The sequence below is a fragment of the Methanoplanus endosymbiosus genome, assembly GCF_024662215.1.
In the GTDB taxonomy this organism is placed as follows: Archaea; Halobacteriota; Methanomicrobia; order Methanomicrobiales; family Methanomicrobiaceae; genus Methanoplanus; species Methanoplanus endosymbiosus.
Window position 1 is genome coordinate 1,016,088 of sequence record NZ_CP096115.1, and the last position, 13,014, is coordinate 1,029,101.

16 protein-coding genes and 1 tRNA gene are annotated in these 13,014 nt (G+C 43.0%); 8 read left to right on the forward strand and 9 right to left on the reverse strand.

Annotation, left to right across the window (positions count from 1 at the left end):
• Nucleotides 1-2 precede the first annotated feature (2 nt).
• The 5 genes from L6E24_RS04285 (at nt 3) to L6E24_RS04305 (ending at nt 4,929) form a co-directional block, all read left to right on the forward strand.
• Nucleotides 3-1,259 carry an ABC transporter substrate-binding protein gene (locus L6E24_RS04285; protein ID WP_257743487.1) on the forward strand — a complete coding sequence of 419 codons (1,257 nt, stop codon included), beginning with the start codon at nt 3-5 and terminating at the stop codon, nt 1,257-1,259.
• Nucleotides 1,256-2,086 (forward strand): class I SAM-dependent methyltransferase, encoded by an 831-nt coding sequence (locus L6E24_RS04290; protein WP_257743488.1) that lies wholly within the window; start codon nt 1,256-1,258, stop codon nt 2,084-2,086. The genes L6E24_RS04285 and L6E24_RS04290 overlap by 4 nt, the downstream gene beginning before the upstream one ends.
• On the forward strand, nt 2,070-3,191 hold the full coding sequence (locus L6E24_RS04295) for a FecCD family ABC transporter permease (RefSeq protein ID WP_257743489.1): 1,122 nt from the start codon (nt 2,070-2,072) through the stop codon (nt 3,189-3,191). The genes L6E24_RS04290 and L6E24_RS04295 overlap by 17 nt, the downstream gene beginning before the upstream one ends.
• A complete protein-coding gene (locus L6E24_RS04300) occupies nt 3,188-3,997 on the forward strand; it encodes an ABC transporter ATP-binding protein (protein WP_257743490.1) in 810 nt (269 codons plus the stop codon). Before L6E24_RS04295 ends, L6E24_RS04300 begins: the two co-directional genes overlap by 4 nt.
• A gap of 182 nt (nt 3,998-4,179) precedes the next feature.
• On the forward strand, nt 4,180-4,929 hold the full coding sequence (locus L6E24_RS04305; protein ID WP_257743491.1) for a hypothetical protein: 750 nt from the start codon (nt 4,180-4,182) through the stop codon (nt 4,927-4,929).
• A gap of 64 nt (nt 4,930-4,993) precedes the next feature.
• Here the strand turns inward: L6E24_RS04305 and L6E24_RS04310 are convergent, their stop codons facing one another.
• The 5 genes from L6E24_RS04310 to L6E24_RS04330 form a co-directional block, all read right to left on the reverse strand.
• A complete protein-coding gene (locus L6E24_RS04310; RefSeq protein WP_257743492.1) occupies nt 4,994-5,413 on the reverse strand; it encodes a hypothetical protein in 420 nt (139 codons plus the stop codon).
• A gap of 853 nt (nt 5,414-6,266) precedes the next feature.
• Nucleotides 6,267-6,791 (reverse strand): hypothetical protein, encoded by a 525-nt coding sequence (locus L6E24_RS04315; protein WP_257743493.1) that lies wholly within the window; start codon nt 6,789-6,791, stop codon nt 6,267-6,269.
• Between the two features lie 85 nt (nt 6,792-6,876).
• Entirely contained in the window at nt 6,877-7,635 is a 759-nt protein-coding gene (locus L6E24_RS04320) for a DUF4956 domain-containing protein (protein ID WP_257743494.1), read from the reverse strand.
• Nucleotides 7,626-8,456, reverse strand: a complete 831-nt coding sequence (locus tag L6E24_RS04325; protein WP_257743495.1) for a polyphosphate polymerase domain-containing protein — start codon at nt 8,454-8,456, stop codon at nt 7,626-7,628. Before L6E24_RS04325 ends, L6E24_RS04320 begins: the two co-directional genes overlap by 10 nt.
• A 28-nt stretch (nt 8,457-8,484) precedes the next feature.
• Nucleotides 8,485-8,742 (reverse strand): hypothetical protein, encoded by a 258-nt coding sequence (locus L6E24_RS04330; protein ID WP_257743496.1) that lies wholly within the window; start codon nt 8,740-8,742, stop codon nt 8,485-8,487.
• Nucleotides 8,743-8,959: 217 nt separating this feature from the next.
• Between L6E24_RS04330 and L6E24_RS04335 the strand changes: the two genes are divergently transcribed.
• From L6E24_RS04335 to L6E24_RS04345, 3 genes are all read left to right on the forward strand, one after another.
• Entirely contained in the window at nt 8,960-10,357 is a 1,398-nt protein-coding gene (locus L6E24_RS04335) for an ATP-binding protein (protein WP_257743497.1), read from the forward strand.
• A 94-nt stretch (nt 10,358-10,451) separates the two neighbouring features.
• Nucleotides 10,452-10,658 (forward strand): hypothetical protein, encoded by a 207-nt coding sequence (locus L6E24_RS04340; RefSeq protein ID WP_257743498.1) that lies wholly within the window; start codon nt 10,452-10,454, stop codon nt 10,656-10,658.
• Nucleotides 10,659-10,741: 83 nt separating this feature from the next.
• A complete protein-coding gene (locus L6E24_RS04345; protein WP_257743499.1) occupies nt 10,742-10,975 on the forward strand; it encodes a hypothetical protein in 234 nt (77 codons plus the stop codon).
• 174 nt (nt 10,976-11,149) lie between these two features.
• Here L6E24_RS04345 and L6E24_RS04350 read toward each other — a convergent pair whose 3' ends face one another.
• The 4 genes from L6E24_RS04350 to L6E24_RS04365 all read right to left on the reverse strand — a co-directional run bounded on the left by L6E24_RS04350 (nt 11,150) and on the right by L6E24_RS04365 (nt 13,010).
• Nucleotides 11,150-11,347, reverse strand: a complete 198-nt coding sequence (locus tag L6E24_RS04350) for a hypothetical protein (RefSeq protein WP_257743500.1) — start codon at nt 11,345-11,347, stop codon at nt 11,150-11,152.
• Between the two features lie 36 nt (nt 11,348-11,383).
• Nucleotides 11,384-11,455, reverse strand: a tRNA-Ala gene (locus tag L6E24_RS04355).
• 295 nt (nt 11,456-11,750) lie between these two features.
• Nucleotides 11,751-12,758 (reverse strand): transcription initiation factor IIB, encoded by a 1,008-nt coding sequence (locus L6E24_RS04360; RefSeq protein WP_257743501.1) that lies wholly within the window; start codon nt 12,756-12,758, stop codon nt 11,751-11,753.
• A gap of 18 nt (nt 12,759-12,776) precedes the next feature.
• Complete coding sequence (locus L6E24_RS04365; RefSeq protein WP_257743502.1) at nt 12,777-13,010, reverse strand: H/ACA ribonucleoprotein complex subunit GAR1; 234 nt, start codon at nt 13,008-13,010, stop codon at nt 12,777-12,779.
• Nucleotides 13,011-13,014 lie beyond the last annotated feature (4 nt).

A 13,014-nucleotide genomic window follows, 5' to 3' on the forward strand; every position in this document is an offset into this window, starting at 1 on the left:
ATATGAAGATTACACTTAAACTGTTATTTACTGCTCTTCTCCTGGCACTTTTTGTATCTCTGCCGGCAGTTGCAGGCGACACACTTCCGTTGGGAGCAGACGGGGAGATTACAGAAGAGATGGTATCAGATGCTGTTTGCAGCTATATGCTTGGAAATAATGATCTGACACTTGATGAGGTTTCTGACGCGGCTTATGTCTATACAGTCTGGAACGGCAGAGCACATAATGTTGTAGATATGGACGGGCGGACTATGACCTTTTACCGCCCGATAGAGCGGATAATCACCACAAATCCTGACAATTCACGCCTTGTTATCGCTTACGGCGATGGCGATCTCCTTGTAGGATCTGATGAGTGTACTGTTGATTCAGGCTGTGTATGTCCGATGACAACCGGAGATGAGATCTATTGCGAGGAGTGCTGGGACAGCTGCACAGACGGCGGACTTAATAACGTTCCCCAGACGAGCACAAGATATGAGGTCAATTATGAGTATATGGCATCTTTAAGGCCGGACATCATCTTTGAAGCTGAATTCTGGAAGGACCGTGCTGATGACATGGCCGAGAAGACAGGTGCCCCGGTCTTTGTTTCCGGATGCGACTTTGAATACAGCACAATGAAGAATCACTTTGTATCAGTAGGAGAGGTTCTCTCAAAGGAGAAAGAGGCAGATGAACTCGTCTCCTTCATGGATGAAAAAATTGAGATGATAACATCCATAACAGACAATATTCCTGAAGATGAAAAGCTGACTGTTTATTTTGCTCCAAGAGGTGCAAAGAAGGGATTTTATGACGCAAAAGAGGGCAGGGACTTTACAAGAACGGTAAACACCTATGATGCCCTCACTATGGCAGGCGGAATTAATATTGCAGAGGGATGTGCAGACGGCGATGTAAATGTGGCAATTGAACAGATAATCGCCTGGAATCCTGATGTTATCCTTGTTGCATGCTCCGACCCTGAGGATGCCGGACTTCAGTTCATCCTTGATGCTCCTGAACTTCAGTCAATTAAAGCGGTCAAAGAGGGAAAGGTCTATAATGTCTTTTATCCAAACTGCCGCGGCCGTCCGACTGACATCAATCTCATCAACCTGATCTATATCGCAAAGATACTTTATCCTGAAAAATTTGCCCATATAGATATGGAAGCTGAAGGAAACGAGATTAAAGAGGCATTCCTTGATACAGATGGTGTATATACTGCATATTCTGAATACCTTAAATTCCCGGTGGAGCAGAAGGTATGATAGATATAGTTGATTATAACCGGATGTGGAGAATATTCCGGAGAAGAAACAACAATTCCTCTTTTGACTGGGACAGCAGGGCAGCATCATTTAATAGAGCTGTTTCAGGCACATCGGATGAAACTCTGAGAAATGTTGAGGCACTGGGACTTCTGCCCGCCGATACGGTGCTTGACATGGGTGCAGGAACAGGAAGGTATGCAGTGCCTCTTGCCCAGCATGCCGCCCATGTAACAGTACTTGAGCCATCAAAAGGCATGCTTGCATTTCTTGAAGAGAATATGAGAAACGCGGGTCTTTCAAATTATTCGGTGATCAACCGGAATTTTGAGGATATTGAGGCAGGTAAAGATATTCCGGTACATGACGTTGTCTTTGCATCCAACTCACTCGGTTTTGATGACCTTAAGGCCGGACTTGAGAAACTTAACTCACTTGCAAAGAGAACGGTCAATATTCTCTGGTTTGCCGGGCCGATGCGGCATATGCCTGACCCTGAGCTTATGAAGAGGCTTGGGGCTGAGACATCTGATATGACAACTCCGGATTATCTCACCATTGTGCATGTTCTGCACAGTATGGGGATATATCCGAATGTTTCGGTTGAGAAAAGCATACGGAGGCAGAGTTATGACTCGCCGGACGAGGCGGCGGATTTCTGGATCGACAGGGGAAATTATACAGAAGATATGCAGGAGGAAATCAGGGAATATATGAGGGATACTCTTATTCCGGATGATAACGGCAGATTCCGGACAGAGAGAGTATATTATCCGGTCAGAATCTGGTGGAATAAGGAGGATTTCTGCAATGAGTCCGGATTATGAGCCGGTATCCGAACATGCAAAAAAACACAGAATTGAGCGTACGAAGAAGCTTGAGGAGGTAAGGGAGGAGCATAAGAGGCTTAAAGGGAGAAAATTTCTCTTCCTTGCCGGAATTTTAGGTGCGATATTTATCGCAGCCGGATTTATAATCACACTCGGCCCTCTGGAGATATCTATTCTGCAGGTATATGAGACGCTCTTTGCAAGGTTTGTTCCGTCAGTCTTCAGTATGGATGATGTCTTTGAACAGGTGGTATGGAATATCCGGTTCCCAAGAATTATCGGCGGCATCTTTGCCGGGTTTGGGTTTGGGATATGCGGATGCGTCATGCAGGCAGTCCTGAAAAATCCGCTTGCAAGCCCTTTCACACTCGGAATTTCAGCCGGGGCACATTTCGGGGTTGCTCTTGCCGCCGTATTCGGCGTTGCCCTGATTGGCGGGGCATATATTCTTATTGCCAATGCTTTTATTTTTGCAATGGCATGCTCCTTTTTCATAGTCGCTCTTGCGGCACTGAAAGGTGCGACATCTGAGACGCTCATTCTTGCCGGAATTGCGGTTAACTACCTATTCTCTGGTCTCTCCCAGCTTATGGCATATTTTGCAAATGACGAGCAGTTACGCCTTATGACTACATGGGGTATGGGGGATCTCTCAGCATTTTCGTGGAATAAGTTCCTGCTATTCTTTGTTATCTTTGCGATATGCACACCTCTTCTGATGTCAAAGGCACAGGACCTGAACCTCATGACAATCGGGGACGATTCTGCAAAAAGCCTTGGAGTTGATACTGACAGGGTAAGGATGTTTACAATGATGGTCTCCTCCTTTCTTGTTGCAACGATTGTCTGCTTTACAGGGACAATAGGCTTTATCGGGCTTGTAGCGCCGCATATGGCAAGGATGATAATCGGAGCTGATCACAGGATATTAATTCCGGCATCCGGAATTCTTGGTGCAATGCTCCTTATAGCCGCTGATGCAGTTGCGATGAATATTATCGGACCTGTGGTTATCCCTACCGGAATTATGACCTCACTTCTGGGAGTGCCGTTCTTTTTGTATCTCATACTTAAGGGTAAGAGAAAGGAGTTCTGGCAATGAAGGTAAAACTGTCAGTTAAGGATCTTGAGTTTGCATATGATTCAGTTCCGGTTCTAAAGGGCCTGACACTTGACATAAGGGAGGGGAGAATGATCTCAATTCTCGGACCTAACGGATGCGGAAAGTCCACATTTCTGAAATGCGTCAATCAGGTGCTAAATCCCAAAGTGGGCCTTGTGGAGGTTGACGGTGAGAAGGTATCCGGAATTTCAAGGCGGGAGCTTGCAAAGAGGATGTCTTATGTCCCGCAGTCATCTGTGAGGGTATTTCCGCATACTGTCTTTGATGTAATATTAATGGGCAGGAGGCCGCATCTTGGCTGGACAAGTTCAGGTGAGGATGAGGAGAGAGTATGGGATGTGATAGAAGTTCTGGGACTTGAGGAGATTGCCCTTTCATCTTTTAATGCACTCTCCGGCGGGCAGCAGCAGAAGGCCCTCATCGGAAGGGCACTGGTGCAGGAGACCGGTTTTATGCTGCTGGATGAGCCGACTTCAAATCTTGACCTCTGGCATCAGATGGATGTGATGAGGATTGTTGAGGAGCTTGTCGAAGAGGGCAGAATTACGGCTGTGATGGCAGTCCATGACCTTAATATGGCGGCAAAATTCTCGGATGAGATCATTATGATGAAAAACGGGCAGATCATCGCCGCCGGGGAACCGTGGGAGGTTTTAACCCCGGAAAATATCCGGTTTGTCTATGGTGTTGAGGCCGAGGTTAGGGACATAGGAGATGGCAGAACACCCCTTGTTATTCCGCTGAGACAGATGAGGGGTGACTGCTGTATGCCGGTTCCCCCGTGATACTTTCTATATAACATTGCCTGATTTTTTGAGATAATTAAACCTGTCATATGAACTGCATGAGAGATATCCCATTCAGGCACAACTTTATTCACCTGGAATAAATGAATTATCTAAAGCAACCCGACAGTTACAGAAAGTATTCAGGTTCCTGCTTAAAAGAATTTCAATTCCAGGTGAATATGACAAAATCATATAAAAACGGGGAATTTGCCGACAGTATGAAGAAATTCATACAGAGAGTCTATCCGGATGAATATAGTCCTGAGCTTGTTGATCTGGATCTCTGCCGCATAAACCATTTTGAAGAGATGTTCCTCTGGCTTGATGAGATATATGATAACCGGGACAGATACAATCTTCACTGGGCACTGCATGAAGCGGGAGACATTTTTAAGAGGCTGATGGATGAGGCAGGGACAAATATAAGCCAGTCCCTCCGGAAGCACTATACCCAGGAAGAGAGGGAGAGGCTTAACGAACTTACATCAAAAATGGACTGGGTTGCAAGAGAAAAGGAACTTGCAATCGCCCGCAGAACAGAGTACTTCAATACTATATCCAATCTTCTCACACGTGTGGACATAATTATATCGGTTGCTCTGATCGTCATTATCTCGGAGATTTCACACTTGGGAAACACTATTTTTGGTTCGGTCATTCTTGTTATTATCTTCACCGGAATTGTGGCATTTCTGAAGGTTACATTTGACCGGTTTATTATAATTCCATGGATTGCCAGACTTGGCTGGAAGAAATATCTCAATGAGGTAGAGGTAACAAGGAAGATTCTGGTTGATGTAGAGGCAGTTAATGTAGTGGTAATAGCGGCAATTAAGGACGAGAAGGCCCCGGAGGTGACATATAAACTGATTGAAAGAGGCACCAGGGAGATCTCCATGATCTCAGATCATATATTTTTTCCGGAGTGAAAAAATAACTGCCTGGATTATACAGTTAAAAGCTAAAAAAAGTATTATAATAATGTTTCAGGGGTTATGACATATCCCCTCTTCCTCCGGGAGGCATGCCATCCTGTTGTGGCCCAAGTGCTTCCTGAAGTTCTTCGACAGTAACGCCAAGTTCTGAGGCTGCGGATTCAAGATCTATTTCTTCTCCTTCAACCCTGTCACCAAGTGCAGCAGCAAGCTGATCCTCTGTTACTCCAAGGGTTTCAGCCGCTAAGGCTAAGTCCACCGGCTCTACACGTCCTTCTTCTGACATTCCCATTCCTCTCTGAGTTCCTGCACCTGCCATTTCAGGATTTGCACCGGATGGAGGAAGAGCAATTATTTCTGCCTGATTTTCTGTTGCTGTACCTTCTGACTGTGATGTGCAGCCGCATGAAAAGAGGCACAGTGCCACCAATGAGACTGCAAAAAGCAATGATATACTCTTTTTTATCTTAGAATCCATGTTAATATCACCGTTTTAATTTATTCTGACTTCCTGAATTTCCAGACTTACTGTCAGTTTAAGATCTTTATTCATACCTGAATCATACATCTCCGATTCCATGTAAGAAATGTTTTACATAATGTTATTTATATGACACACACCCCTGTAGTTAAACGGAAATACCTGCTGATTAAAGGCACCTGGGTTCTGACATCTGAGATCAGGCAGATGAAGATGGGCCGCTGTACACCGGTTTTGTCCTCTGAAAGTTATGAAACATTCCGGAGTTTCATTCTCACCTGATATTTAAAATTATGAAGAAGAGTTATCCCACTCAGGCACAGCTTTATTCACCGGAAAGAGAGAAATTTACCATTTTGGCAATACTGTTTTTGGTTCTGTCATTCCTGTTCTTATCTCCGCCGGAATTGTAGCATTTCTAAAGGTTACACCTGACCGGTTCATCATCATCACATAGACTGCCAGACCTGGCCGGAAGAAATATACCGGGGGAATTAGAGGTAACAAGGCAGATTCTGACCGATATAAAAGCATTTAATGTAGCAGTGCCCAGGTCATGCCTGAGTTGTTGCAATGTCACATTACATTTTTAACCACATGTAAAACATTACGGACTGAAATCCGATATTATCATTTAAATTATCCACCAACCCCGACAGAATTCAATTGACAGTACAGTAGCAGTGGCGAAAATTAAAGAAGAACGTAATCCTCAGGGGACATACAAACTAATTGAGAAAGGTACCGGGGATAACTCTCCGATATGATTTCAGATTTTCACTCAGATTCAAGAGACATTAACGGAATTATAATGAAACCTGACAAAAAAAGAAAATTTAAAATAAAAATTTCAGCGTTGTCCCGGAGCTCCACCAGCGCCACCGGCTCCTCCACCGACTCCGCCACCGGCAGGCATGCCTGCCGGAACTCCAAGTGCTTCCTGAAGTTCTTCTACAGTAACGCCAAGTTCTGAGGCTACTGATTCAAGATCTATTTCTTCTCCTTCAACCCTGTCACCAAGTGCAGCAGTAAGCTCATCTTCTGTTACTCCGAGGGTTTCAGCCGCTAAGGCTAAGTCCGGCTCAACACGGACATCTCCTGACATCCCCATTCCTTCCGGTGCTCCTGCTTCTGTTCCTGCTCTGTCCACATTTTCAGGGGGCATCTCTTCCGGATTTACCCCATCACCTGTCATTTCAGGTCTTGTCATTTCAGGATCCGGACTGGAAGGTGGGGCAGCAGTTATCTCTGCCTGACTCTGTGAGGTTGTATCTGCTGACTCAGACTGGGATGTGCAGCCGCACGAGAGGAGGCACAGTGCCACCAGTGAGACTGCAAACAGCAATGATATCTTATTTCTGATTTTGTTTTCCATGTTATTACCACATATAGTTATTATTCTTATTCTGCCACAATACACTCAGAACGAACCATAACAGACATTGTCTGCCCAATTCTGATTATCTATCAGGTTCAGACTGATTAACTGAGCCCGATTCATTTACTAAGGTCGTATCCATTTCAGATTTATCACATGCTTTTAACTCCGGTTCATCTGTGATTTCATTATCCGTTTCAGGTTTGCTGTCCGGTTTCAAACCGGATTTATCACCTGAATCTGCTTCTGATTTTTCAGCTGAATTTCCGGAATAGAATATCCTGATTTCAGCTGCATCACGGAGAAAATCAATCTTTTCCACATCTACATCCAGAATATTCAGACCGGTTCTCTCTCTGAGGTCCTCAATAAGCTCTGCTTTTCTGCCTGCTTTTACAAGTTCTATCTTTTCATACAGGATCTCCTTTTGCATAACCTCCTTTTTAAAGCCCCAGCCGTTTTCAAGAATCCAGATGACAATTATTACTGCCAGGTTTATGACAATGATTCTGGTGTATTCCCCCGATTCAAAGAGCACTGAATTCAGGATTGGAAGGGCAACCATCACAAAGAGATATGTCATCTCCCTGATGGGGACTGTTTCTGTCCTGTATCTCAGAATGGAGAAGAGAGCAAAAAGCCCGAACCCCGCACCGATAGAGAGTTCAATGCTGGTAAAGAGGCCCATTATGAAATACACAATCACATTGAATGCAAGAAATGTGAAGATGAAATTAGGCTCGCTCCTTTTGGGATAGTAGATAAATCTGACAATTATGAAAGCACTGATGAAATTTATCACAAATCCCAGAACTAACAGCAGAGCTGAGTTTAGCAGCATAGTGCTTCACCTCCGGAAATCCGGGAGAGATACATCAGGTTTGGCTTGAAACGGTTGTGCTTCAGGTTTTTATAGATGAGTGATACCCCGATGCAGTACTTTGAAAAGCTCCTCTTCCGGACACCATACTTCTGCATTACAGATAGGGCCTTTGATTCAGAGGCGTTTTTGCCACTTTTAACCTCTGCGATCACAACTTCAGGCAGTGAAATTTTATCACCGGTGTTACTGAATGTCAGCCCGAAGTCAAAGGTGATCCTCTCGCTATAGTTCTTTGATACAAGAGTTACCCTTGAATATTCTGTTGTCAGAACCGGGTGGAAAGTATGGTAGTCATACGGAAAGTTGGACTTCAGGAAGAGATCCTGCTCTTCTTTTGGGAGTATGCCGGATTCTGTGGTTTCTATACGCTTCTTTATCGTGACTCCGGTATTCTTCTTCTCCTTAATCTCCACATAACTCTCACCTGAAGAGAGATAACGGCGGGTTCTGAGCTTGAAACGGTTCAGTTTTCCGCTGTGGTGCTGATGGTAGGTTATGAAGGAATTGTCATCATAATATACCGTCTCATAACCGCTTACTGTGCAGCCTTCAACATCAAGGATTCTGTAATCTCCTGACAGTGCAGAGATTATGTTAAGGCATTCCTCAAAGGTCATCAGGTATTTTGACTCACGCCTGCTCATGAGATTGGCATCAGACTTTTTCAGTTCTTCAAGGGTTATTATTTCATAATTCTCTATTCCGGATGAGATTTTCCGGATAATATCATCTGTTGTACTGTTATTTTCATCCGGAATTTTCTGTGCTGCTAAGTTCATAATTATATCTCCATATTTTGGGTTATTTTTATTGTCCGGAGATAAACTCCATGACCGCACCATAGCGGCTGTATGTATACTCTGTTGATTCATTCGGTGACGAAGTGAAATCTTCGGGACTTTCCAGGTGTGTATAACCTTCTGTTTCACCCTCCGTGCCTGTGACGTACGGCTCAATCATCGAATGGTAGCGGGTGTATAACCCCTCCGTCTTCTCCGGTTCAAAGGAGTTGGTTGCCACCGGCAGAGCAGATGCAAAAAGAACTGATATTTTTTTGCCGGACAAAATATTCACTCCCGGTTTCCCTTTTCCTTCAATATTCTGATTGTTAGCTATCGTCAGCACAATGTATAGTAAATCTTACATTATGTTATAAATATGATACACATCCCGATGGTTAAATGTACTATTGATATGATTATCAGCCCTGCATTGTGAAGATCAGCTCAGACAGTAAACAGGTGCCGGAAAATTATAATACTAATCACGATTAGTACTAATCATGATTAGGGATTTTATTGATCGTGAGAAGGAGCAGGAGGTTCTGAAGAGAGAATGGAATTCAGATGGAGGCCGCCTCATAATCATCTACGGCAGGAGACGTGTTGGAAAAACAAGGCTTGTAAATGAATTCATAAAAGGCAAAGAGGGTATAATGTTCTTTGCCGAAGATGTCACCGTTCAGATCCAGATTAACGGCCTCAAAGCTGAAATTGCCGGATATTTAAACGATGAACTTTTACAGGGCCTGACAATAAAATCATGGACTGAATTATTCACATATCTCATGAAAAATCCGCCGGATAAAAGATCTTATCTTATAATAGACGAATTCACGTACCTGATCAGAAGTGATAAAAGTATTCTTTCAGCAATCCAGAAGGCATGGGACAGGGGACTGTCTGACTCTTTATGGTGCATTATTCTCTCCGGGTCTCTGCTAAACCTTATGAGCGAATATGCCCTCTCCTATACTTCACCATTATATGGCAGAAGAACAAGGGATATGCTCTTAAAACCTCTTGAATTTAAAGATGCAAAATTATTTCTCAGCCAGAATGAGAAAGACAGCTTAAAAACCTATTTCACAACCGGAGGAGTGCCTGAATACCTGCAAAAGGCTTCGGAATATGAGACATATGAAGAATTTGTGAGAAATGAATTTTTCTCAAATTTCGGTTACTTCTACCGTGAGCCATATTTCCTCCTGTCACAGGAATTCCGGGAATTAAAGACCTACCAGGGAATACTCTCAGCCATTGCAGAGGGAAAGACAAAACCTTCTGATATTGCAGTAAACTGCGGAATAGATACCAGAAAGATATACCCATATCTGGATGGACTGATAAGACTTGGATTTATCGAAAAAGAGACACCACTCTTAAGCAGCCAAAAATCCGGAATATACATAATCAAAGATTCTGTTATTGATTTCTGGTACAGTTTTGTAAGTCCTAACAGAAATGAGATTGAGAGAGGATGTTACACAAATTATGACTTTAACAAATATTTCGGAAAAAAATTTGAATCTTTTGTCAGAAATGAAATTGCACCGGCTATATTTCCCAAAGCCAGAACCGGCAGATGGTGGCATAAAGGAGAGGAGATTGATCTGATTGCAGTAGATGATGATGCAGAAACGATAATATTTGCAGAAGTTAAATACGGTAAAAAATCCGCATCAGATGCTTTAAAAATACTTAATAAACTTGAACAGAAATCAGAATACGTCAAAAACAGCACCAAAAACAGCACAAAAAACAATGAGGATTATACAAAGAAATATGCGTTGTTTGCCGGAAAAATCACAGATAAAGATAAAATTACAGACAGAGATAAAATCAAAGGGGATAATTATCTGATTTATGACCTTGATGATATGATGAAATATCTGATGTGATAAATAATTTCATATGCTACTCTGAGAAATGATGAAATATCTGGTATGACAATTATGAATCCTGTAAATTTTGTAATGGAATGTGAGGATTAAAATGAAAACAGATTCTGAAATTAAGATTTCCGGTCTTGAAATACTAAACCAGCATCTTGGTATGGTAGAAGCTGAAAGATTTATTGCTCTTATTCAAAGGGATAAATTTGATTATACAAGATGGCGGGAATCCCTCTTTGAAGATTTAAGCGGAGAAGAGATAAGCAGAAGGGCAATGGAGCATCAGAAGCATCTTAAAGATGAATAAAACCTGAAAATAATAATACTAATCACAATTAGTACTAATCATGATTAGGTATTTTATTGATCGTGAGTAAAAACAGAGTTATAATGATTGAAGATTTAATCGAAGATTTCATCAGAGAATACAGCGGGGAATTCACAATAGCAGAACTCCGGAATAACTTTCCGGAGAAGATTAGCAGTCCGGAGTTTGAACAATTAACTGATGCCCTTAAAGAATCCAATAAAATCGGAACAGATGCAGACGGGTATGTTATCTGGATTTACAACCCGGAAATTTACAGGAAATATGCTGCACGTGATGATTTAAGAGTCCGATGAAAAACAGAGGCTAACCATATGACAATCTGATTGAAATTTTGGGCATCAATACCTGCTATATGGGTTATCTGTTGGAAAGAATATCAGCCCAACACTATTCCCGGGAATATTACTCTCAAAATCACTTATTACCTCAGAAGATCATTTCCAGAACCAGAACTCACATTGCCGGATTCATAATTTAACAAGAGCCTCTTCTGATCTTTTCTTCAGCTCTTCTCTTTTTTGCAGTATCTCACTTTGGATCTGCCGACCCACTTTTGTATCATCCAGACCCTTTCTGATAACAGATACAACATACTCCTGATCTTCTGTGGAGAGATTACTGATATCGCTTAAAATCTTATCTATCCGGAGTGAATGGTGGGACATATTATAAGCTTACAGATTTGAAAGAGATAATGTAGATGGACCTGGCGGGATTTGAACCCGCGGCCTTTACGATGCGAACGTAACGATCTACCCCTGATCTACAGGCCCTGACCAGCAATCACCCGATAATTGTCAGGCAATTATTGTACGATCTGCATTAATTAAAACATGCCGGAATTACACCGGACAATAATTTTGGGCAATAATCCCCGACCATAAACCCCCACCATCATAACACCTGCAAAAGGCATCAAAAAAATATTTCCCGGCCATATTCCAATATAGAAATATGGCGACATCAGATTAAATTCTCAGATAATGAGAGATCTTCCGGAGATCTATCAGAAATCAATCAAAGATTAATCGGAGATCAACCGAAAATTTAAGATAATCCTGTGAATACTCACAGAATAATCTCAATGTCAAGCTTCTCTGCAAGTTCTTTGTATCTGTTCCTGATAGTAACCTCAGTCACACCGGCAACCTCGGCAACCTCACGCTGGGTTCTGCGTTCTCCGCCAAGAATTGAAGAGATATAGATAGCAGCGGCAGCGACACCTGTAGGCCCTCTTCCGCTGGTAAGCTCCTTCTCACCGGCCTGCCTGAGAATCTCAACTGCCCTTGACTGAACCTCACCCTTAAGATTCAGACCTGAACAGAAACGCGGCACATAATCAATAGGTGATGTAGGCAGAAGTTTTAATCCGAGTTCCCTTGAGATGAACCTGTATGTCCTTCCTATCTCCTTTCTTGAGACACGGGATACCTCAGCAATCTCATCAAGTGTTCGCGGGACATTGCACTGGCGGCAGGCTGCATACAGTGCAGCTGCTGCAACACCCTCAATACTCCTTCCGCGAATGAGATTCTTGTCAACCGCATCACGATAGACAACAGCCGCAGTCTCACGGACATTCCTTGGAAGACCAAGAGCAGATGCCATACGGTCAAGTTCTGACAGTGCAAATGCAAGGTTTCTCTCCGTAGCATTTGATACACGAATCCTCCTCTGCCATTTACGCAGACGGTAGAGCTGTGCACGGTTCTTTGAAGAGATAGCACGGCCGTAGGAGTCACGGTTTCTCCAGTCAATCATTGTGGAGAGACCCTTATCGTGGATAGTAAAGGTCATCGGTGCACCGACACGTGAACGCTTCATCCTCTGATCATGATCGAAGGCACGCCACTCAGGACCCCGGTCAATAAACTCCTCTTCAAGAACAAGACCACAGTTCTGACAGGTAAGTTCAGCACGTTCATAATCCTGCACAAGCTGCCGGCTTCCGCACTCAGGACAGACAGTCTTTGTGGAACTCTCATGCTTATTCTTTACCTTCTCAACCGTAGTTGATCTGTTCTTAAGTGCCTCTCTCTGGCTCTGGAGTTGTTTAAGTTTTTCAAGTTCCTGCATATTTGTATCACCGAAATATTATTTAGTGTAGAGTTTTTCACCGGCTATACGATTCTTTGTGCTTCTGCAGCTGACAGATGCATAAGGCTTCTTAATATTTCCGTATATCTCTACAAGTTTTCCGACAGGTTTTTGCCTCCTGTCAACAACATCTGAATAGAGACGTGGAAGCTGAGCTGCATCACAGTTTATTACCAAAAGATGCTCACTTTGAATAAATTGTACATTGCCTGCCAACTTCAAAAAAACCATTCCT